Source organism: Sphingobium phenoxybenzoativorans (genome assembly GCF_001757355.1).
Lineage (GTDB): Bacteria > Pseudomonadota > Alphaproteobacteria > Sphingomonadales > Sphingomonadaceae > Sphingobium > Sphingobium phenoxybenzoativorans.
The window spans coordinates 72,230-93,353 of the sequence record NZ_MINO01000006.1; the positions used below are offsets into that span (position 1 = coordinate 72,230).

Below are 21,124 nucleotides of genomic sequence, written 5' to 3' on the forward strand. Positions count from 1 at the left end.
ACAATTTAATAGGCGCGGCCCACGAGGACGCGCTCCACGGCGGCATCGCCGGTAAAGATGCATGCGCCATCGGCGGGCCCGGCATCGGATGGCACGTTGCGCAGCGTCAGTTTCAGGCCCTTGAGCGTTTCCACCACCTTGTCGAGCGCCGCGCCGGTGGGCTTGCTCCACTGCACTTCCAGCCAGCCGGGACGCGCGGCCGAGAACCACGCCTTCAACCCTTCCATGTCTTTCACGTCACGGTTTATGTTGCGCGAAATGAACGCGGTCGCCTCCTCATGCAATGCCGTCTGGATTTCGGCGAGCAGTTGCACTGCGCCACCAATAAAGTCGCCCTTCGCCATGATGGCGCTGTCGAGCTTTCCATCCGCCTTGTAGAGCCGGTCACGGCGCAGCACGGAAACATTGCCCGCCGCCAGATCGCGGCCGCCAACCTCGACAATGACCGGCGCGCCCTTTTTCACCCAACCCCAGCGCTTGTTCGCAGCCTTGGCCGACTTGCGGTCGAGATGCGCGCGGACCGGTTCGCGGAAAACATCCTGCGCGTTGAGCGCTTCGGTGATTTCCGCGCAATAGGCGAGAATATCCTCATCCTCCGGCGTATCGCGCAGCATGGGCACAATGACGATCTGATGTGGCGCGATGCGCGGCGGACAGCGCAGCCCGTCATCGTCGCCATGCACCATGATGACGCCGCCAATCATGCGGGTGGACACGCCCCAACTTGTGGTGTGCGCCAGTTCCTGCTGCCCCTCGCTATTCTGGAAGCGGATATTCTGGGCGCTTGAGAAGGTGGTGCCAAGGAAATGCGAGGTGCCCGCCTGCAGGGCTTTGCCGTCCTGCATCATCGCCTCAATCGAATAGGTCGAAACAGCGCCGGGAAAACGCTCATTCTCCGGCTTCTCGCCCGCGATCACCGGCATCGCCAGACAATCTTCGGCGAAGCTGCGATAGACCTCCAGCATCTTGAGGGTTTCCTCGCGCGCTTCCTCCGGCGTAGCGTGCGCGGTGTGCCCCTCCTGCCAGAGAAACTCGCTGGTACGCAGGAACATGCGGGTGCGCATTTCCCAGCGCACGACATTGGCCCATTGGTTGATCAGCACGGGCAGGTCGCGCCAGCTCTGCACCCAGCGGGAGAATGCCGCGCCGATAACGGTTTCGGACGTGGGCCGCACGACCAGCGGCTCCTCCAGCTTCGCTTCCGGATCGGGAACCAGCCGACCGTCCTTCTGGATCAGCCGGTGATGCGTGACGACCGCCATTTCCTTGGCGAAGCCGTCGACATGCTCCGCTTCTTTCTCGAAGAAGGAAAGCGGGATGAACAGCGGGAAATAGCAATTCTCATGCCCGGTCGCCTTGATCTCGGCGTCCAGAAGCTTCTGCATACGCTCCCATATGCCATAGCCCCAGGGGCGAATGACCATGCAGCCCCTTACGCCGGATTCCTCGGCAAGATCGGCCTCGGAAATGACCGCCTGATACCAGGCGGCGAAATCCTGTTCGCGGGTGACGTTGAGAGCGTGTTTCACTGACCTGACCTGAATTTGCGGGAATCCCTCGCCCATAGGCAAGCAGGCCGGTCATGTCGAGGCTGGCGGCACGCGCACGTCCGGTCAGCCCATGCAGACCGGACGCGGGAAGATTATTTGGCCAGCTTCTCGATCTTGGCGTTCAGGCTGGCGAGTTGCGCCTTCAACTGCGCGATCTCGTCATCCTTGTCGTCCCCCTGCTCGGCCGGAGCATCCTTGCCCTGAAATGCGCTCGTCGCGGCTTCGAACAGCTTCATGTTGCGCTTGGCGATCTCCGCCAGCGGACCGCCGGCAAAGGCGCCCTGCATGGCGTCCTGAAACTGCTTCTGATTCTTGCGGAACGCCTCCATGGAGGCTTCCAGATATTGCGGCACCATCGACTGCATCGAATCGCCGTACATGGAGATAAGCTGGCGCAGGAAGTTCACCGGCAGCATATTCTTGCCGCGCTGTTCCTCCTCCATGATGATCTGGGTCAGGACATTGTGGGTGATGTCCTCGCCGGTCTTGGCGTCGACAACAACGAACTCCCGGCCTTCGCGCGTCATCTGCGAAAGCAGGTCGAGCGTGATATAGCTTGATGTTTCGGTGTTGTAGAGCCGCCTGTTAGCGTACTTCTTGATCGTCACCGGTTCCGAATCGCCCGCCACCTTAGACTTGGCCATGAATGAAGCTCCCATCCCAGTTGATGCTGCAATAGCACCAAAGGTTTCTGCACCGCAACATGGACCGCGGCCATTACCGCTGTTTCTCGACATATTGTGGCGGGAAACGCACGGCGATCCAGCGTTGCGGCAGCGCGCGTTCGAGGGATTGTCGCGATATCAGAACGCTTCACGCCCGCTTCCGCCTCCCCCGCCCCGCGCCGCAGCATCCGCGCAAAATACGCGATTGTTGCATTATGGCACGGAAAACCGCCCAAAAATCACGAAATCCCAATCTCTTACCGCACCGGCGCCAGTGGTTTTCATCCCTTCGCTGATCAACCCGCCTACTGTGCTTGACCTATCCGAGCGGCAATCCATGCTGCGCTACCTTGCTGCGCGCGGTCATGATCCGTGGCTGATCGATTGGGGAACGCCGGAGGCTGGCGAGACGGGGCTGGACCTGGCGGGCCATATTGAACGGAAGCTGGTTCCCCTGATTGAAAGCATCGGCCGCCCCGTCATCCTGGCCGGCTATTGCCTGGGCGGCACATTGGCCCTGGGGCTTGCCGCCATCATGCCCGTGGCCGCCGTCGCCGCGATTGCATCGCCCTGGAACTTCGACGGCTTCCCGCCCGACGCGCGGGAGGAAGTCGCCCGGCTGTGGAGTAACGCCAAGGCGGTGTGCGCCCGGCTGGGCTATGTGCCGATGGAGGTGCTGCAATCGGGTTTCTGGTCGCTCGATCCGGCGCGGACGATCCGCAAATATGCAGCGTTCGGAGATATGGCTCCCGGTTCGCACGCTGAACAGGCGTTCCTCGCGCTTGAGGACTGGGCCAATGAGGGGCCGCCCCTGACCTATGCGGCCGGGGAGCAATTGTTCGAGCATCTCTATGCAGGCAATGCCACGGGCCTGGGCCAGTGGACAATCAGCGGCCAGCACGCCTCGGCTACGGACCTGCCCTGCCCCACCCTGTCGATCGCGTCGCTGACCGACAGAATCGTGCCGGCGGCGTCCTCGCCCGTGCTGGACGAGAACTGGACGCTGAAGCTGGGCCATGTCGGCATGATCGTCAGCAGCCGCGCGCAGGAAACCCTGTGGGACCGGCTCTCCGGGTGGCTATCCAAGCATGGAGGCTGATGCTAAGGCCCGCCCAGTTTGAGATAGTGTCCTCAGGATAGTGGGAGGTTTCATCATGACCGACATCGTCATCACCGCAGCCAAACGTACGGCCGTTGGAAGCTTCCTTGGCGCATTCGGGACGACCCCGGCGCATGAGCTTGGCCGGGTGGCCATAGAGGCAGCGCTGACGCAGGCGGGCGTGGCTCCGGCGGAAGTGGACGAAGTGATTCTGGGACAGGTGCTAACCGCCGCCCAGGGCCAGAATCCGGCGCGGCAGGCGTCCGTCAATGCGGGCATCCCCATCGAACGCACCGCGTTCGGCATCAACCAGGTTTGCGGATCGGGCCTGCGCGCTGTGGCGCTGGCGGCGCAGGCGATCCAGACCGGCGACGCCGCGATCATGATTGCGGGCGGCCAGGAGAGCATGTCGCTTTCCCCCCATGCGCAGGCGATGCGTGCGGGCACCAAGATGGGCAATGCCAGCCTGGTCGATACGATGATCCTCGATGGGCTGACCGACGCCTTCAACGCCTATCATATGGGCATCACGGCCGAGAATGTGGCCGAGAAATATCAGGTGACCCGCGAGGAGCAGGATTCCTTCGCCGTCGCCAGCCAGAACAAGGCGGAAGCGGCGCGCGCCGCCGGCCGCTTCGTTGACGAAATCGCTCCCGTGACCGTCAAGGGCCGCAAGGGCGACACCATCGTCGATGCCGACGAATATATCCGCGCCGGGGCGACCATCGATGCGATGCAGGGCCTGCGCCCGGCCTTCAAGAAGGACGGCACTGTAACGGCCGCCAACGCCAGCGGCATCAATGACGGCGCAGCGGCGCTGGTGCTGATGTCCGCCGCCGAAGCCGCCAAGCGGGGAAGCCCGGTTCTGGGACGGATCGCGTCCTGGGCGACCTGCGGCGTTGATCCCTCCATCATGGGCATCGGCCCTGCCCCGGCGAGCCGCAAGGCGCTGGAGAAGGCGGGCTGGAAACTGTCCGACCTGGACCTGATCGAAGCGAACGAAGCATTTGCCGCCCAGGCGCTGGCCGTTGGCAAGGAACTTGGCTGGGATGCGGAGAAGGTGAACGTCAATGGCGGCGCGATCGCCATCGGCCACCCCATTGGCGCGTCGGGCGCGCGCGTGCTGACAACCCTGCTTTATGAAATGGGCAAGCGGGACGCCAAGAAGGGTCTCGTCACTCTCTGCATCGGCGGCGGCATGGGCATCGCCATGTGCGTCGAGCGCTGAGGCAAAGTTTCCCGAATGAGCCGTTCGGGCTGAGCGTGTCGAAGCCCTGCCTATTCTGAAGAACAGTACGGCACTTCGACACGCTCAGGACGAATGGAAAAACGGTCTAGGCCCACATTCGGTCGTACCGTGCGCCAAGGCCTGTCAGCAGTTCATAATGCGACAGGCCCGACTGCGCAGACGCAATCCGCAGATCATATTCGATGTCGACCCAGTCACCCTCGGCGAGATCAGGCTGCGCGCTGACATCGATGATCAGCAAGTCCATCGACACCCGGCCAAGGACAGGCAAGCGCGCGCCTCCCGCCAGCGCAGCGCCTCGGCCCGAAAAACCCCTCAGATACCCGTCGGCATAGCCAAGGTTTAGGATCGCCGCCTCCACGTCCTGCGTGGCCGTGAAGGTCGCGCTGTACCCAGCCGTATCGCCCGCCCGTATTTTCCGGCGCTGGAGTATCTGCGCCTGGGGAAACACGACCTGGCGAATGCCGCTTTCCGCTTCAGCGCGAGGCATGCCGCCATAGAGCGCCAATCCAGGGCGGGTAAGACCGAAACGATAGGACTCACCGAGCAAAATCCCGGCGCTGTTGGAAAGGCTGAGGCGTCCGGCTTTCACCCCCTGCGCGACATCCGCAAAGCTATCCCGCTGCTGGGCGTTGAGGGCATGATCCTCATCCGCGCAGGCCAGATGACTCATCAGCGTATGGATCGTCAGCCCCTCGGTCAGCGCCGCGCAATCCTGTCGCCAGTCGAGGCCGAGGCGATTGATCCCGGTATCGATCATCACGTCGCAAGCGCCGCCGCCAGCCTCCCGCCAACGCGCAACCTGCTCCGGCGTGTTCAGCACGGGCCTGGCCACGCCCGAAAGCGCAGCAGGCATATCCTCGGCACGGACGCCGTGCAGTACGGACAGCGACACGCCCTCCGGCAAGGGCATGAGCGCCTCCGCCTCCGCCCAGGTCGCCACAAAGAAATCCCGGCATCCGGCGGCAGCGAGATGCGCCATGACCTGCCGTGCGCCAAGGCCATAACCATTGGCCTTGATCGCCGCGCCGCATGCAGCATCCCCGCCCACAGCGCGCAGCCAGCGCCAGTTGGAAACCAGCGCCTCCCTATCAAGGCGCAGGCGAAGCGGAGCGGCGGACGATGAACTCATGGCCGAGCCGATAGCGGCCTCAACCAGTCGCGTCCAGTTTCGCGCCGCGCGTCTCCGGGAGGCCCCACAGCGCGACGGCCAGCGCCATCGCCACCACCGCTATCGTATACCAGAGGCCCGAATAGGGATCGCCGGTCTTTGCAACGATATATTGACTGACCAGCGGCAGGAACCCGCCGAAATAGCCCGTCCCGATATGATAGGGGATCGACATGGAGCTATAACGGATGCGCGCCGGGAATAATTCCGACAGCATCGCCGCGACAGGCCCATAGGTTGCGCCAGAAAGGGCCGAGAGCGCCAGCACGCCCACGAAGATCATGAACAGTTGCGCGCCAGACGGCGTGACCTTGGCGAAGTCATAGCCCTGAGCGGCCAGCGCTGCGTCCAGCGCAGCGGGACTGGTATCGGCCTGAACCGCACCGGCGATGCTAACCTGCGCCGTGGGCGATACCGCCTTGGTATAATGCACGCCCTTTTTGGAGAAATAGTCGAGCAGCTTGCCGCAGTCGGTGGGCTGAACCTTCGCAAACGGATCATAGCTGCAATTGGGTCCGCTGACGACGACCGGCGCGCGGGCGGACAATTTGGCAAGATCGGGATTGGCGGCGCTGCCGATCAGGTGGAAAATGGGAAAAAGGAGGAGCAGCGTGGCGGCATAGCCAATGACCACCGGCTTTTTGCGCCCGATCTTGTCCGACAAATGCCCGAAAAACAGGAAGAAGACGAGGCCCGTGGTCGCCCCGAATCCCACCACCATCTGGGCGACAACCGGTTCGACCTTGAGCGCGTTCTGGAGGAAATAGAGAACCTGGAACATCGCCGTGTACCAGATGACCGTCAGCCCCGCGGCGACGCCGAACAGCGCGACGAAGATCCGCTTCTTGTTGCCCGGATAGGTGAAGGTTTCCTTCAGCGGGTTCTTCGCCTGCTCACCAGCCGCCTTCATGGCGACGAACACCGGACTTTCCTTGAGCTTCAGGCGCATCCAGAGCGAGAAAGCGAGCAGCGCCAACGAGAACAGGAACGGGAAGCGCCAGCCCCATGCGTCCCATGCCTCCTGGCCAAGCACCCATTGCGTGCCAAGCACGACGATAAGCGACAGGATGAAGCCGCCGACAACGCCGGCCTGAATGAAGCTGGTGTAGAAGCCCCGCTTTTCCGGCGGCGCATGTTCCGCGACATAGATGGCCGCGCCGCCATATTCCCCGCCCAGCGCCAGTCCCTGACATATGCGCAGCAGGATCAGGATCGCGGGTGCGGCATAGCCGATCGTCGCGGCGGAAGGCAGGATGCCCACGCCTGCCGTGGCGACGCCCATGAGCACAATCGTCGCCAGGAAGGTATATTTGCGGCCCAGCTTGTCTCCGAGATATCCGAAAAGCACTGCGCCAAGGGGACGAAAACCGAACCCAACGGCAAAACCGGCGAGGGAATAGAGCAGTTCGACGGTCGGGTTGTCGGTCGGGAAGAAGGTCCTGCCGATGATCGCGGCGAGCGTGCCATAGATGAAGAAATCATACCATTCGAACACTGTGCCCAGCGACGATGCGGCGATGACCAGCCGGTCACGTTTCGCATTCATCACATAATCAGCACCAACCCCCGCGGCTTCCGCCATTATGCGCCCCTATTTCCGATCATTGCCCATATCCTGTATGTTTCCTGCACCCTGCACAAGGGTCAGAACAGCCGGGAGCCATCCGGCACGTCCCGATCCGGCGCGAACAGGACAACCGCACCAGCCTCATCGGCAAAGCCCAGGGTGAGCACCTCCGACATGAATTTGCCGATCTGACGCCGGGGAAAATTGACGACCGCCGCAACCTTCCGCCCGGCAAGGCTTTCTAGCGCGTAATTTTCCGTAATCTGCGCGCTGCTCTTTTTATGTCCCAGCACCGGACCGAAATCGATAACAAGCTTGAACGCGGGTTTGCGCGCTTCCGGGAAAGGTTCTGCCAAAACGATGGTGCCGATACGGATATCGACCTTCAGAAAATCGTCGAAGCTGATTTCCGGGGCGGCTGGGGCGGATGGATCGTGATTGAGGTGCATATTAGCCCCTTATCCGTTCGGGCCGGGCTTGTCGAAGCCTGTCCTGAGTACCCGCTTTGCAGGCAGTCGAACGGCTCAGCCCGAACGGAGAAGATTATTCCATCTCCAGAATGATGGCGTCCACGGGCAGGCTGTCACCCTGCTTGGCGGAAACGGATTTCACCACACCCGCCTTCTGCGCGCGCAGGATGTTTTCCATCTTCATCGCCTCGATCACCGCGAGCGGCTGACCAGCCTCAACCTTCTCGCCTTCGCCGACATGCAGCTTCACCAGCAGGCCCGGCATCGGACAGATCAGGAAGCGCGAAAGGTCCGGCGGAATCTTCTCGATCATGTGCGCGGCGAATGGGGCGATATGGGCCGGCAGCACGCGCAGCACATGACTCGCGCCATGCGCCGTCAGTCGGAATCCGCTGCGGACCGGAGCGATCTTGACCGCCAGCTTAACACCATCAAACTCCGCTTCGACCAGCCTGTCGCCCGGCGTATATTCCAGGCTCATGTCCATCACTTCGCCATCGACGACCACTTCATCGACGTCGAAGCCGACCTGATGCACAGCGCCGCCAATCTTCACTTCCCACATGCTGGGCGGGCGAAGGCGCTTGCCGAGCTGGCCATCGATGCGGCGCGCACGGTCAGCATAGGCGGTGGCGGCGAATGCGCCGACAGCGGCAAGCTTCCTGAGCAATTCCGGTGACGCGGGCGCGCCCTCGAACCCTTCGGGATATTCCTCGGCTATGAAGCCGGTGGTGATGTTGCCGCTGCGGAACCGCTCATGCTGCATGATGGCGGACAGGAAATCGATATTGTGACCGGGACCGTCGATTTCGAACTTGTCGAGCGCGTCGATCTGCTTGTCGATCGCCTCCAGCCGGGTCGGCGCATAGGTGATCAGCTTGGCGATCATCGGGTCATAGAACATGCTGACCTCGCCGCCTTCAGCAACGCCGTCATCTACGCGCACGCCGTCGCCTTCCTCTGGCGGGCTGTAGCGCGACAGACGGCCCGTGGAGGGCAGGAAGCCGCGATAGGGGTCCTCGGCATAGACGCGGTTCTCAACCGACCAGCCGTTGATCTTCACATCCGCCTGCGTGAACGCCAGCTTCTCGCCATTGGCGACGCGGATCATCTGCTCGACCAGATCGACGCCGGTGATCTGCTCGGTGACGGGATGCTCAACCTGCAGGCGGGTATTCATTTCCAGGAAGTAGAAACCGTCGCCGGTCTTGTCCTCGCCCGACACGATCAGCTCGACCGTGCCTGCGCTGAAATAGCCGACGGCGCGGGCCAGCGCGACGCACTGCTCGCCCATCTTCTTGCGCATTTCCGGGCTGACGAAGGGCGACGGCGCTTCCTCGACCACCTTCTGATGGCGGCGCTGGATCGAGCATTCCCGCTCGTTGAGGTAGACGATATTGCCATGCTGATCGCCCAGCACCTGGATCTCGATATGGCGCGGGCTTTCGATGAATTTCTCGATGAACACGCGGTCGTCGCCGAAGCTGTTGAGGCCCTCGCGCTTCGTCGCCTCAAAACCTTCACGGACATCCTGCTCGCTATAGGCAAGGCGCATACCCTTGCCGCCGCCGCCAGCCGACGCCTTCATCATCACCGGATAGCCGATCTCGTTGGAGATTTTCACGGCATGCTCGGTATCGTCGATCACGCCGACGAAGCCGGGGACGACATTGACGCCCGCTTCCATCGCGAGCTTCTTGGATTCGATCTTGTCGCCCATCGCGGCGATCGCATTGGCGGGCGGACCGACGAAGATGATGCCTTCAGCATCCAGCGCGTTGCGGAAGCTTTCCCGCTCCGACAGGAAACCGTAGCCGGGATGAACCGCGTCAGCGCCAGTCTGCTTGCATGCTTCGATGATCTTGTCGGCAATCAGGTATGACTGGGCGGCTGGCGACGGGCCGATATGCACGGCTTCGTCGGCCATCAGCACATGCGGCGCGCGGGAGTCAGCGTCGGAATAGACCGCGACGGTCTTGATGCCCATCTTCTTGGCGGTGCGCATGACCCGGCATGCGATCTCGCCACGGTTCGCGATCAGGATTTTCGTGATTGCCATTTAAGTTTTGCTCTCTCGCTTAAATACAAACCATGTGGAAATGAGAAGTGTAGCCGACACAATCGCGTTGATCGTCGGGAGGGCCAGCATGAAGAAGTTGACGCCGTTGACGTCACATTCGTAAGGGCCAGGCGTTTCTGCATAAATGCATTTGGGGTCGTCCATCGAACGCATCTGGCCGCCGAACCCAATCGAAAAATAGAGCATGCCAAAGAAGGCAAACCAAATTACCAGCGTAAGAAACGCGCTCATTCTAAGCGTCCGAGTTTCACCGTCTGGTTTGCGCAGGAGCGCAATGCAGGCGACTGGAACGGCGACTATGGCGGTCGCAACTACAGAGCCCAGTACCCAGTATCCTCCCCAAGTGCGCGAATTGCGGAAAATGGGCTCCATCTCATTCAAGCGCCAGTTCAAAGGATCAAACGCGCGCTCGGCAAATACGCCAATGGCTGGACCGCCATTGGCTAAAGCCCAGACCAGCAGCAAAAAGGCCAAAACCCATCTGGCATTTACAGCGACGGACGGCTGATAGCTCATTTTGCTGCCAGAACTTCACTCACACCCGTCATGCCGGACTTGATCCGGCATCCCGCCTTCTTCTCGCGCGAGAGCAGAGAAGAAGCGGGACCCCGGCTCAAGGCCGGGGTGACGAGGGTGGGCGCGTATGTCACTCGGCCGCCTCCAGATGCGCCTTCACTTCCGCCTGCATCGGCACGACGCCCAGCTTGGCGAACAGCGCCGCGTCGGCATTGTCGCCCGCATTGGGGGTCGTCAGCAGCTTGTCGCCGGTGAAGATGCTGTTCGCGCCGGCCATGAAGCAGAGCGCCTGACAGGCTTCCGACATGCTCTCGCGGCCTGCCGACAGGCGGACCATGCTTTCCGGCATCACGACACGCGCAACGGCGACCGTGCGGACAAACTCGATCTCGTCGATCTTGGCCAGCGGCGTGTCGGCCAGCATATTGCCCAGCACCGTGCCCTTCACGGGGACGAGCGCATTGATCGGCACGCTGTCGGGATGTCTGGGCAGGGTCGCGAGCGCATGGAGGAAGCCAACCCGGTCCTCGCGGGTCTCGCCCATGCCGACAATGCCGCCAGAACAGACATTGATGCCCGAATTGCGGACATTCTCCAGCGTTTCCAGCCGGTCGTCGAACGTCCGGGTGGTGATCACCTTCTCATAATGTTCGGGCGAGGTGTCGATATTATGGTTGTAATAGTCCAACCCCGCATCGGCGAGCGTCTTGGCCTGCCCCTCGGTCAACATGCCGAGCGTCATGCAGGTTTCCATGCCCATCTGGCGCACGCCCTTCACCATCGAGACGATGGCGGGCATGTCGCGATCCTTGGGGTTGCGCCAGGCCGCGCCCATGCAGAAGCGTGAGCTGCCCGCGTCCTTCGCCTGCGCCGCCGCTTGCATGACCGCTTGCACGCTCATCAGCTTTTCGGCCTTCAGCCCCGATTCAGCGGACGCGGACTGGTTGCAATAGCCGCAATCCTCCGGGCAGCCGCCGGTCTTGATCGACAGCAGCGTGGAAAGCTGAACCTCATTGCGCGGATGGTTCGCACGGTGAACGGTCTGCGCCTCAAACATCAGGTCGTTGAAGGGCAGGTCGAACAGCGCGGCGATCTCCTCACGCGTCCAGTCGGTACGAACTTCTACGGTCATTACGCAGCTTCCTCCAGCCCCGCGGGGGGCATGTTGTGGCCGAGGAGGCGCAGCACGTCTGCGGCGCATTCCACGACGTTGGAGCCAGGGCCATAAATCCCCTGAACGCCTGCGTCACGCAGATAGTCATAATCCTGGGGCGGGATAACACCGCCTGCAATGACCTTAATGTCGTTGCGGCCCTGTTCGCGCAGCTTCTGGATCAGCTCCGGGATCAGCGTCTTGTGACCCGCCGCCAGGCTGGACGCGCCGACCACATCGACCTCGCTCTCCAGCGCAAGAACGACCGTCTCGTCGGGCGTCTGGAACAAAGGCCCGGACACAACATCGAACCCCATGTCGCCAAAGGCAGAAGCGATGATATTCGCGCCGCGGTCATGCCCGTCCTGGCCCATTTTAGCGACAAGAAGCTTGGGTTTGCGGCCCATCCGGCGCTCAACCGCCTTCACGCCGTCCAGCACCTGCTGCCAGCGGCTGTCGCCTTCATAGGGCTTGGCATAGACGCCCTTCACCGGCGTCGGCTGCGTCCCATAGCGGTCGAAGCTCTCCTCCATGGCGGAAGAAATCTCGCCCAGCGTCGCGCGGGCGCGGGCGCATTCGACGGCCAGGGCGAGCAGATTATTCTCCAGGCTGGCTGGCGCAGCCGCCCCTTCTCGCAGCGCTTGCAAAGCAGCTTCGCATTTTGCGCTGTCACGCTCCGCCTTCACCTTGTTGATGCGGGCGATCTGGCCTTCGCGCACCTTGGCGTTGTCGACTTCCAGCGTTTCGAGAAGGTCCTCATTGGCGAGGCGATATTTGTTTACGCCCACGATCACGTCGTCGCCGCGGTCGACCCGCGCCTGACGCGCGGCGGCGGCGGTTTCGATCATCGCCTTGGGCCAGCCGGCCGCAACGGCCTTCGCCATGCCGCCTTCGGCCTCGACGCGCTCGATGATTTCCCACGCCTCGTCCACGAGCTGCTGGGTCAGGGCCTCGACATAATAGCTGCCGCCCAGGGGATCGACGACATTGCACATGCCGGTCTCCTCCTGGATGACGATTTGCGTATTGCGGGCGATGCGTGCGGAGAAATCCGTCGGCAGCGCAATCGCCTCGTCCAGCGCATTGGTGTGGAGCGACTGGGTGCCGCCCAGCATTGCCGCCATCGCCTCTATCGTCGTACGCATGACGTTATTGTACGGGTCCTGCTCTGTCAGCGACACGCCGCTGGTCTGACAGTGGGTGCGCAGCATCTTGGACCGTTCGTCCTTCGCACCCATCTTCGTCATGACCCGGTGCCACAGCACGCGCGCGGCGCGCAGCTTGGCGATCTCCATGAAGAAGTTCATGCCGATGGCGAAGAAGAAGCTCAGGCGCCCGGCGAACTTGTCGATGTCCAAGCCCGACGCCACGCCATAACGCACATATTCCGCGCCGTCGGCGATGGTGAAGGCCAGCTCCTGCACCTGCGTCGCCCCGGCCTCCTGCATATGGTAGCCGGAGATCGAGATGCTGTTGAACTTGGGCATCTCGCGCGAGGTGTAGCCGAAGATGTCGGAGATGATCCGCATCGAGGGTTCGGGCGGATAGATATAGGTGTTGCGGACCATGAACTCCTTGAGGATGTCGTTCTGGACCGTCCCGTCGAGCAGCTTGCGATCGACGCCCTGCTCCTCACCCGCGACAATGAAGAAGGCGAGGATCGGGATCACCGCGCCATTCATGGTCATCGACACCGACATCTTGTCGAGCGGGATGCCGTCGAACAGGATCTTCATGTCCTCAAGCGTGTCGATCGCCACGCCGGCCTTGCCGACATCGCCCGTGACGCGGGGATGATCGCTGTCATAGCCGCGATGGGTAGCAAGGTCGAAAGCGACCGACAGGCCCTTCTGACCCGCCGCGAGATTGCGGCGGTAAAAGGCGTTGGATTCCTCGGCCGTCGAGAATCCCGCATATTGCCGGATCGTCCAGGGGCGGCCCGCATACATGGATGCGCGCACGCCGCGCGTGAACGGCGCAAAACCGGGGAGGCCCGGATCGACGGTGACATCCTCGGCGGTGTAGAGCGGCTTGACGGTAATCCCTTCCGGGGTTTCCCAGTTCAGGTCCTTGCCCTTCACTTCCTTCGAAGCTGCGGCCGACCATTGGTCGAGGGTTGGCTTGTCCGTCATGTCACTTACCCTTGAAAACCGGCTTGCGCTTCTCGCCGAAGGCGGTGATCGCCTCCCGCGCATCCTCGGTGCGGCCTGCGGCGCGCTGATCGTCGCGTTCGGAATCGAGAACGGCGTCTAGCGATGAATCCAGCGCGGAATTGATCGCCTTGCGTATCATGCCCAGCGCCACCACAGGTCCGGCCGCAAGCTTCTTCGCCAATGCCAGCGCCGCGTCATGCAGCGCCTCGTCATCGACAACCTTGTGGATCAGCCCCCAGTCAGCGGCTTTTTCCGCTGGGATTTTCTCCCCCAGCAACGCCATCTCCATGGCGCGCGAACGCCCCACGGCCTTCGCCAGCATCCATGTCGCCCCGGCATCAGGAACCAGACCGATATTGGCGAACGCCAGCAGGAAATAAGCGGAATGCGCCGCCACCGTCAGGTCGGCCGCCAGCGCGAGGGAACAGCCGGCCCCGGCGGCGGCGCCCTGCACTGCGCTCACCACCGGGACCGGGATCGCCGCAAATTTGCGGACGAGAGGATTATAATGTTCTTCCAGAAGCTGGCCCAGGTCATCGGGCAGACCACCAGTGGAGACGAGATCGGCGCCGGACGAAAAGGCGCGCCCCTCCCCCTTCAACAGCACGCAGCGCGCGCCATCGGCAACAGCGCGATCGAGCGCCGCGCCGATATCGCCCAGAAGGGCCGTGCTGAGCGCGTTGAGCCGGTCAGGCCGGTTCAGCGTCAGAATCGCGACGCCCTCATCCAGCGTGTAGAGGAGATGCTGCTCGCTCAATGCGCGCCCTCCTTTGGCGTTTCCATGACCTCGGTGAGGACGCCGTTCATGTCCTTGGGGTGGACGAAGAAGATCAGCGTCCCATGCGCGCCGATGCGCGGCTCGCCCAGAACACGCGCGCCCTTGCCCTCAAACCATGCCTTCGCCTCATGGATGTCGGGGACTTCATAGCACATATGATGTTGGCCACCGGCGGGGTTCTTGGCGATAAAAGCCGTGATCGGCGAGCTTTCGTCGAACGGTTCGATAAGCTCGATCTGTGTTCCCGCCGTCCCGTTCTCGCCCGGCGTATCCACGAAGCACACCTTCACGCCCTGCGCTGGCAGGTCGAAAGGCGCGTGAATCTTCGTCGCGCCCATCACGTCGCGATAATAGGCGATGCTCTTTTCGAGCGAGGGCGTGGCGACGCCGATATGATTGAGACGGCCGAGTTTCATTCTAGTCACCCCTTCCGCTTGCGGGAGGGACGGGGGAGGGCCTGTCCAATCCAGCGGCGAAATCAATCAATCGAGAGGAACATGCCCTCCCCTAACCCCTCCCGCATGCGGGAGGGGAACAAGTCACAGCGGAATATTATCGTGCTTCTTCCAGGGATTCTCCAGGCTCTTATTCTTGAGCTTGCGCAGGCCCAGCGCGATCCGCTTGCGCGTCGAATGCGGCTGGATCACTTCATCGATAAAGCCTTTGCTTGCCGCAACGAACGGGTTAGCGAAGCGCGCCTCATATTCGGCGGTGCGCTCGGCGATTTCCTCCGGCGTCTTGCCGCGGAAGATGATTTCGACAGCGCCTTTCGCGCCCATCACGGCGATTTCGGCGGTCGGCCAGGCATAGTTGAGGTCGCCGCGCAGATGCTTGGACGACATGACGTCATAGGCGCCGCCATAGGCCTTCCGCGTGATGACGGTGATCTTCGGTACGGTCGCCTCGGCATAGGCGAACAGCAACTTCGCGCCATGCTTGATGATGCCGTTATGCTCCTGCCCCACGCCCGGCAGGAAGCCCGGCACATCGACAAAGGTGATGATCGGAATATCGAACGCATCGCAGAAGCGCACGAAGCGCCCCGCCTTCTTCGACGAACCGATATCAAGGCAACCCGCCAGCACCATCGGCTGGTTGGCGACGATACCGATCGTCTTACCCTCGATCCGTCCGAAGCCGCAGATGATATTGCCTGCATGGGCCGGCTGCACCTCAAAGAAATCGCCTTCGTCGACGACCTTGCGGATCAGCTCATGCATATCATAGGGCTGGTTGGCGTTGGCCGGGACCAGCGTGTCGAGGCTTTCCTCGATCCGGTCCCATGCATCGGCGGTCGGACGCTCCGGCACCGGCTCCCGGTTCGATCCAGGCAGGAAGTCGATGAAATCGCGGGTCGCCAGCAGCGCCTCGATATCATTTTCGAACGCCACGTCGGCGACGCCAGACTTGGTGGTGTGCGTCACCGCGCCGCCCAGTTCCTCCTGGGTCACGATCTCATTGGTCACGGTCTTTACGACGTCGGGACCCGTGACGAACATGTAGCTGCTGTCCTTCACCATGAAGATGAAGTCGGTCATCGCCGGCGAATAGACCGCGCCGCCCGCGCACGGCCCCATGATGACGCTGATCTGCGGGATAACGCCACTGGCGTTCACATTGCGCTGGAACACCTCGGCATAACCAGCGAGCGAAGCGACCCCCTCCTGGATGCGCGCGCCGCCGGAATCGTTGAGGCCGATCACCGGCGCGCCGACCTTCATGGCCATGTCCATGATCTTGCAGATCTTCTGCGCATGCCGTTCGGACAGCGAGCCGCCGAACACGGTGAAATCCTGGCTGAACACGAAAACCAGACGTCCGTTGACCGTCCCCGATCCGGTGACAACACCGTCGCCGGGGATATGCTGCTCGTCCATGCCGAAATCGGTGCAGTTATGCTCGACATACATGTCGAGTTCTTCGAAGCTGCCTTCATCCAGCAGCACGTCCAGCCGTTCGCGCGCTGTCAACCGGCCCTTGGAATGATGGGCGGCGATGCGCCTTTCGCCACCGCCAAGGCGGGCCGCCTCCCGTTTCGCTTCCAATTGTTCGACGACAGCGAGCTTCGACATGCGCATCCTCTCTTGCAACCGCCACGCGGCAAGCCGCTCCTTTTCCACGGCTTCATCCGCAGCGCAAATGTGAATTTGCGGAATTGCAAACATCCGTTTTGCAAACTATTGCGGAAAAATGGCACGTGGCGCACGGATTTTCGCGGGACAAAAGCTTCGGCAACTTCGGCTGGACCAGCGTATGGACCAGGCTGCCATGGCCGCGATGCTAGGCATTTCCGTATCCTATCTCAGCCAGCTAGAAAATGACGACCGCCCCTTGACGGCAAAGGTGAAGGCGGCGCTTGCCGAGGCATTCCCCCTCGACTGGGCGGCTTTCGACCCGCGGGAGGAGGAACAGCTTCTGGGCGCCTTCACCTTCGCGCTTGCGCATCCGGAGGTATCGCGCGCGCCGCTGGAGCCGGAACGGATCGAGAAGCTGCACCTGCAATTCCCAGAGTTCGCCGCCCGCTATGTCGATCTGCATCGCGCCTACCGGCAGGCCAACGAGCGGCTGAACATGATCGAGGAAGCGATCGCCAATGACACGGCGACGCAAGCCCGCATGCCCTGGGAAGCGGTGCGCGACTGGTTTCATGACGCGGGCAATTACGTCCATTCGATCGATTGCCTTGCCGAAGACATGGCGGCCAAGCTGTGGGCGGGGGACGAGCTGGACGAGGGCATGCTGGTTGAGGCGCTGGCGCGGCGGCACGGGCTGGAAACGCTGATCGCCGAAACGCCTGATTCCGCGCTCCGCACCTATGAGAGCGTGAGCAAGCGGCTGTTCATCAACGCCGCCCTTCCCACCGAAAGCCGCAAGTTCATGCTGGCGCACCAGTTGATGATGCTGGAGGGATCGGCCCTGATCGCGGATGTCGCGCGGCAGGCGAACCTGCCGATCCTTGAAGCGGACCGGCTGCTGACCATTGGTCTTGCCAATTATGCCGCCGGAGCCTTGCTGATGCCCTATGCCCGGTTCCGGGAAAGCGCACGCGAATTGCGGCATGATATCGACAGACTGGCCCGCCGTTTCGGCGTGAGCTTCGAGCAGGCGTGCCACCGCCTCTCTACCCTGCAGCGGCCGGGCATGCGGGGCATTCCCTTCTTCTTCTGCCGTGTGGACATGGCGGGCAACATCACCAAACGGCACAGCGCCACCCGGCTGCAATTCGCGCGTTTCGGCGGCGCCTGCCCGCTGTGGAACGTGCATGAGACGGTCGCCATTCCCGACCGGATCAACGTGCAGCTCGGCGAGACGCCCGATGGCGTCCGCTATGTCTCCATGGCCAAGGGGCTGGTGAAGCCTTCCGGCAGCTATGCGCGATCACCGCGTCGCTATGCCGTTGTTCTTGGCTGTGAAGTCGAACATGCGGGCAATTTCGTCTATGCCGATGGCCTGCGCCTGAACGACGAGGCGTCAGCGACGCCCATAGGCGTGACCTGCCGGCTATGCTCCCGGCATAGCTGTGATCAGCGCGCCTTTCCGCCCGCCGACCGGGCGATCCGCATCGACCCGGATAATCGCCAGATCGTTCCCTACCTCATTGATTAAAACAATCCGGCCATTTGCCGTTAATTAACTGGATTCACTCTCATAACGGGATGAATGCTCCGCCTGACGGCAGAATGAGAGTTTACGCCGAATGCTTCGCCCGCGCGTCCTTGTGATCGACGACTCTCTCACCATCCGCGCCATGTTCGAGGAGTTGCTGCTCGCTGACCCCGAACTCAAGCTTGTAGGCCTCGCCGAGAGCGCGGAGGAAGCGTTGGCCATGATCGATCAGGTGACGCCCGACGTCATCGCCGTCGATCTTCACCTCCCGGGCCTCAACGGCCTGGATTTCCTGGACCGGATCAAGGATCACTGGCATCCCATGTCGGCGGTACTGGTCTCCTCCTCCGCCAAGCATAAATCGGACATTTGCAAGGAAGCGTTCGCAAGGGGTGCGGTCGCCTGTTTCGACAAGTCAAAGCTCATCGCCAACGGCGCAAAGCTTTGCCAACTGCTGAAAGACGCCGCCCAGGGGCATTTCAATCACGCCTCCTACCGCACCTGCGGCACCACCCTACCCACCAAGGCGGAGGCGGCGCAAGCCGCGCCGGACGCCGAAGCCGCCTGAATACTTATTTCAGCAGCACCAGCTCCTCCGCCATGCTGGGGTGAAGCGCGACGGTATCGTCGAAATCCTGCTTGGTCAGCCCCGCCTTCACGGCGACCGCCGCCGCCTGCAGAATCTCCGGCGCGTCGGGACCGATCATATGCAGGCCGACTACTCGGTCAGTCGTCGCATCAACGATCATCTTGTAGAGCGCGCGCTCGTTGCGGTTGGCGAGGACATTCTTCATCGCCCGGAAGTCGGACGTGTAGACTTTGACCGTGCCCAGCTTGTTGCGCGCCTCAGTCTCCGTCATGCCGACGGCGGCAAGCGGCGGGTGGCTGAACACGGCTGAGGGTATGCAGCCATAGTCGACAGTGCGCGGATTGCCGCCGAACACGGTGTCCGCAAAGGCATGCCCCTCGCGGATGGCCACCGGGGTCAATTGCACCCGGTTGGTGACGTCGCCCACCGCATAGATGCTTTCGACATTGGTTCGGTTATGGTCGTCCACCTTGATCGCGCCCTTGTCGTCAATCTCGACCCCTACATCCTCCAGGCCAAGATTGTCGCTCTTGGGCTTGCGGCCGGTGGCGAACAGCAGCAGATCGCACGCGATGGGATCGCCATCCTTGATGCGGATGCACATGGTGCCATCCTCATTCTTTTCGATCCGTTCCATCTGCGCATTGAAGCGGAAGTTGATCCCTTTCCCCATGCTGATCTGCAGCAGGCGGTCGCGGATTTGCGCGTCATAGCTGCGCAGCATCTGGTCCGACCGGTTGACGAGCGTCACATGCGCGCCAAATTCGTGGAAGATGCCAGCAAACTCATTGGCGATATAGCCGCCGCCAGCGATCACGACGCGCTTGGGGCATTCATCCAGATGAAACACCTCATTTGAGGTCACGCCATGCTCGGCGCCCTCTACCTCCGGCACCATCGGCCAGGCGCCGGTGGCGACGAGAATATATTTCGCGGTGACCGTCTTGCCACTGGCCAGTTTCACTTCATGCGGACCGGCGACTGTCGCCCGCTCCGGGATGATCTCGACCTTATGATTGCCCAGCGTCTGGGTATAGAGACCCTCCAGCCTGTCGACATCGGCCAGCACATTGTCGCGCAGCGTTTTCCAGTCGAAATCACAATCCGGCACATTCCAGCCGAAACGGCGCGCATCTTTCAGATCCTCGGCGAAATGCGCGCCGAACACGAGCAGCTTCTTGGGCACGCAACCGCGAATGACGCAGGTGCCGCCGACGCGATATTCCTCTGCGATCGCAACCCTGGCCCCATGCGCGGAGGAGACGCGGGCGGCCCTTACCCCTCCCGATCCAGCGCCGATGACGAACAGGTCATAGTCATAATCGCTCATGCACAATCTCCACTTGGCGCGGGATATGGCGTGGCTTGGTTCGCGTTACAAATGGGAAATCGCCTGAAGTGGCAAGGCGGGCCGGGAAATCCCGCTAGGTCTTCCGAAAGAGATAATAGCCGTCATCGCCGCCGCCCAGCATCCGCCGGCCAAGTTTGGCACCCAGCCGCGCAGCGGAGCTGGCAAAACCGCGCATGCTGGTATGATCGACAGTTGTCACGCTTTCCCGTGCGCGGCCAATGATCTTCAGGCCATTGGCCTGCGCCAGCCACTGCATCGTGCGGCCGCTATAGGCGTTGAGATGCTCCAGCGGCTGGACCGCGGCAAAGGCGAAATCATCCCGCCGCCACGCCTTCCCCATCCGCGCTTTCTGAAACGGCGATATCCGCGTCAGACCGCGCCGGGCCAGCAGACGGCGGATGCTCCCTCCACGGGGAACGGCCACTTTCATGATCCCGTCCGTGGCGGCGGCGAGACGGCGAAACGCCTCTCCAGGTTCGACCAGATGCTCGAACACCTGTTCGGTATGGACGATATCAAAGCGCTCGCCGCTCACCCCAGCGGCCTCGATCACGCCTTCGTCTATCATTTCCACACCGATGGATGCGGCCGCCCGCTTCTTGTCATCGCCCAGCTCGGTAGCCGCCACCTGCGCGCCCAGCGCCCGCGCCACTCGCGCCCAGCGGCCATATCCGAAGCCATAGTCCAGAAAGCGGATGTCGGAAGGATGCTTGTCCGTCGCCTTGAACAGCACCGACAACTCGCCTGCCACCTTGTGAAAATTGTCGAGCGTCAGCCGTTCACGCTCCAGTTCCGCAAGAAAGCGGGGCGCTATCATCTCGGAATAGATATGGGTCAGCAGCGCGTCGTTGGGCACGTGGCGTTGATAGACAAGCGCGCAGACGTCGCACTGGACCAGGCTATAGTCGGTGCCCTCCAGCCTGCCCCAGTCCACCCTGCCCTGCTGCTCGTCATATTGGCTGGCGATGAAGCTGCGCACCGGGTCGGCCGCCATTGGCGCCGTGTAGAAGGGATCACTCCCCCGCTGCCCGCAAACGGGGCATGTCTCGCGAATTTCGAAATGCTGTGCGTTGCGCTGTGCCTGCATGCCCGATCGATGCTGTTGCCGCCTGCCGACTGATAAGGCC

At 62.2% G+C, this 21,124-nt stretch carries 18 protein-coding genes; 4 read left to right on the plus strand and 14 right to left on the minus strand.

Going from position 1 to position 21,124, the window contains the following annotated elements; all coding sequences use genetic code 11:
• Positions 1-5: 5 nt before the first annotated feature.
• A complete protein-coding gene (gene proS / locus BHQ40_RS05115; RefSeq protein WP_070153366.1) occupies positions 6-1,529 on the minus strand; it encodes a proline--tRNA ligase in 1,524 nt (507 codons plus the stop codon).
• Between the two features lie 113 nt (positions 1,530-1,642).
• Entirely contained in the window at positions 1,643-2,194 is a 552-nt protein-coding gene (gene phaR, locus BHQ40_RS05120; RefSeq protein WP_070153369.1) for a polyhydroxyalkanoate synthesis repressor PhaR, read from the minus strand.
• Here phaR and BHQ40_RS05125 point away from each other — a divergent pair.
• Both BHQ40_RS05125 and BHQ40_RS05130 read left to right on the plus strand, forming a co-directional pair.
• Complete coding sequence (locus BHQ40_RS05125) at positions 2,193-3,314, plus strand: alpha/beta fold hydrolase (protein WP_139139190.1); 1,122 nt, start codon at positions 2,193-2,195, stop codon at positions 3,312-3,314. The two genes, phaR and BHQ40_RS05125, sit on opposite strands and share 2 nt — an antisense overlap.
• A gap of 55 nt (positions 3,315-3,369) precedes the next feature.
• On the plus strand, positions 3,370-4,542 hold the full coding sequence (locus BHQ40_RS05130; protein WP_070153375.1) for an acetyl-CoA C-acetyltransferase: 1,173 nt from the start codon (positions 3,370-3,372) through the stop codon (positions 4,540-4,542).
• Positions 4,543-4,648: 106 nt separating this feature from the next.
• On the opposite strand, the gene alr is transcribed toward BHQ40_RS05130, so the two are convergent.
• The 10 genes from alr to BHQ40_RS05180 all read right to left on the minus strand — a co-directional run bounded on the left by alr (position 4,649) and on the right by BHQ40_RS05180 (position 16,523).
• Positions 4,649-5,695 carry an alanine racemase gene (gene alr / locus BHQ40_RS05135; RefSeq protein ID WP_070153379.1) on the minus strand — a complete coding sequence of 349 codons (1,047 nt, stop codon included), beginning with the start codon at positions 5,693-5,695 and terminating at the stop codon, positions 4,649-4,651.
• 19 nt (positions 5,696-5,714) lie between these two features.
• A complete protein-coding gene (locus tag BHQ40_RS05140) occupies positions 5,715-7,316 on the minus strand; it encodes an MFS transporter (protein ID WP_070153381.1) in 1,602 nt (533 codons plus the stop codon).
• Between the two features lie 62 nt (positions 7,317-7,378).
• Positions 7,379-7,750 (minus strand): tRNA-binding protein, encoded by a 372-nt coding sequence (locus BHQ40_RS05145; RefSeq protein ID WP_070153384.1) that lies wholly within the window; start codon positions 7,748-7,750, stop codon positions 7,379-7,381.
• Positions 7,751-7,844: 94 nt separating this feature from the next.
• The gene (locus tag BHQ40_RS05150) at positions 7,845-9,830 is read right to left on the minus strand and encodes an acetyl-CoA carboxylase biotin carboxylase subunit (protein ID WP_070153387.1); all 1,986 of its coding nucleotides are present in this window, start codon (positions 9,828-9,830) and stop codon (positions 7,845-7,847) included.
• Positions 9,831-10,367, minus strand: a complete 537-nt coding sequence (locus tag BHQ40_RS05155) for a hypothetical protein (protein WP_070153392.1) — start codon at positions 10,365-10,367, stop codon at positions 9,831-9,833.
• 130 nt (positions 10,368-10,497) lie between these two features.
• A complete protein-coding gene (gene bioB, locus BHQ40_RS05160) occupies positions 10,498-11,499 on the minus strand; it encodes a biotin synthase BioB (protein ID WP_070153395.1) in 1,002 nt (333 codons plus the stop codon).
• Entirely contained in the window at positions 11,499-13,652 is a 2,154-nt protein-coding gene (gene scpA, locus BHQ40_RS05165; RefSeq protein ID WP_070153399.1) for a methylmalonyl-CoA mutase, read from the minus strand. Before scpA ends, bioB begins: the two co-directional genes overlap by 1 nt.
• Position 13,653: 1 nt before the next feature.
• On the minus strand, positions 13,654-14,430 hold the full coding sequence (locus tag BHQ40_RS05170; RefSeq protein WP_070153401.1) for an enoyl-CoA hydratase-related protein: 777 nt from the start codon (positions 14,428-14,430) through the stop codon (positions 13,654-13,656).
• Complete coding sequence (gene mce / locus BHQ40_RS05175) at positions 14,427-14,867, minus strand: methylmalonyl-CoA epimerase (protein WP_070153404.1); 441 nt, start codon at positions 14,865-14,867, stop codon at positions 14,427-14,429. Before mce ends, BHQ40_RS05170 begins: the two co-directional genes overlap by 4 nt.
• 123 nt (positions 14,868-14,990) lie before the next feature.
• Positions 14,991-16,523, minus strand: coding sequence for an acyl-CoA carboxylase subunit beta (locus BHQ40_RS05180; protein ID WP_070153596.1), 1,533 nt, complete (start codon positions 16,521-16,523; stop codon positions 14,991-14,993).
• A gap of 118 nt (positions 16,524-16,641) precedes the next feature.
• Here BHQ40_RS05180 and BHQ40_RS05185 point away from each other — a divergent pair, with 118 nt between their 5' ends.
• Positions 16,642-18,057, plus strand: coding sequence for a helix-turn-helix domain-containing protein (locus tag BHQ40_RS05185; protein WP_070153407.1), 1,416 nt, complete (start codon positions 16,642-16,644; stop codon positions 18,055-18,057).
• Positions 18,058-18,148: 91 nt separating this feature from the next.
• Complete coding sequence (locus tag BHQ40_RS05190; RefSeq protein WP_070153410.1) at positions 18,149-18,625, plus strand: response regulator; 477 nt, start codon at positions 18,149-18,151, stop codon at positions 18,623-18,625.
• A gap of 4 nt (positions 18,626-18,629) precedes the next feature.
• Here the strand turns inward: BHQ40_RS05190 and gorA are convergent, their stop codons facing one another.
• Positions 18,630-19,976: a glutathione-disulfide reductase gene (gene gorA / locus BHQ40_RS05195; RefSeq protein WP_070153413.1), complete on the minus strand. Its 1,347-nt coding sequence runs from the start codon at positions 19,974-19,976 to the stop codon at positions 18,630-18,632.
• Between the two features lie 94 nt (positions 19,977-20,070).
• Positions 20,071-21,084, minus strand: coding sequence for a class I SAM-dependent methyltransferase (locus BHQ40_RS05200; RefSeq protein WP_083276709.1), 1,014 nt, complete (start codon positions 21,082-21,084; stop codon positions 20,071-20,073).
• Positions 21,085-21,124 lie beyond the last annotated feature (40 nt).

Bases quoted from the DNA above. Each gene is read 5' to 3' on its own strand.
- BHQ40_RS05125 (WP_139139190.1), top strand. From the start codon at position 2,193: ATGAATGAAGCTCCCATCCCAGTTGATGCTGCAATAGCACCAAAGGTT.
- phaR (WP_070153369.1), bottom strand. From the start codon at position 2,194: ATGGCCAAGTCTAAGGTGGCGGGCGATTCGGAACCGGTGACGATCAAG.
- BHQ40_RS05130 (WP_070153375.1), top strand. From the start codon at position 3,370: ATGACCGACATCGTCATCACCGCAGCCAAACGTACGGCCGTTGGAAGC.
- alr (WP_070153379.1), bottom strand. From the start codon at position 5,695: ATGAGTTCATCGTCCGCCGCTCCGCTTCGCCTGCGCCTTGATAGGGAG.
- BHQ40_RS05140 (WP_070153381.1), bottom strand. From the start codon at position 7,316: ATGGCGGAAGCCGCGGGGGTTGGTGCTGATTATGTGATGAATGCGAAA.
- BHQ40_RS05145 (WP_070153384.1), bottom strand. From the start codon at position 7,750: ATGCACCTCAATCACGATCCATCCGCCCCAGCCGCCCCGGAAATCAGC.
- BHQ40_RS05150 (WP_070153387.1), bottom strand. From the start codon at position 9,830: ATGGCAATCACGAAAATCCTGATCGCGAACCGTGGCGAGATCGCATGC.
- BHQ40_RS05155 (WP_070153392.1), bottom strand. From the start codon at position 10,367: ATGAGCTATCAGCCGTCCGTCGCTGTAAATGCCAGATGGGTTTTGGCC.
- bioB (WP_070153395.1), bottom strand. From the start codon at position 11,499: ATGACCGTAGAAGTTCGTACCGACTGGACGCGTGAGGAGATCGCCGCG.
- scpA (WP_070153399.1), bottom strand. From the start codon at position 13,652: ATGACGGACAAGCCAACCCTCGACCAATGGTCGGCCGCAGCTTCGAAG.
- mce (WP_070153404.1), bottom strand. From the start codon at position 14,867: ATGAAACTCGGCCGTCTCAATCATATCGGCGTCGCCACGCCCTCGCTC.
- BHQ40_RS05180 (WP_070153596.1), bottom strand. From the start codon at position 16,523: ATGTCGAAGCTCGCTGTCGTCGAACAATTGGAAGCGAAACGGGAGGCG.
- BHQ40_RS05185 (WP_070153407.1), top strand. From the start codon at position 16,642: ATGGCACGTGGCGCACGGATTTTCGCGGGACAAAAGCTTCGGCAACTT.
- BHQ40_RS05190 (WP_070153410.1), top strand. From the start codon at position 18,149: ATGCTTCGCCCGCGCGTCCTTGTGATCGACGACTCTCTCACCATCCGC.
- gorA (WP_070153413.1), bottom strand. From the start codon at position 19,976: ATGAGCGATTATGACTATGACCTGTTCGTCATCGGCGCTGGATCGGGA.
- BHQ40_RS05200 (WP_083276709.1), bottom strand. From the start codon at position 21,084: ATGCAGGCACAGCGCAACGCACAGCATTTCGAAATTCGCGAGACATGC.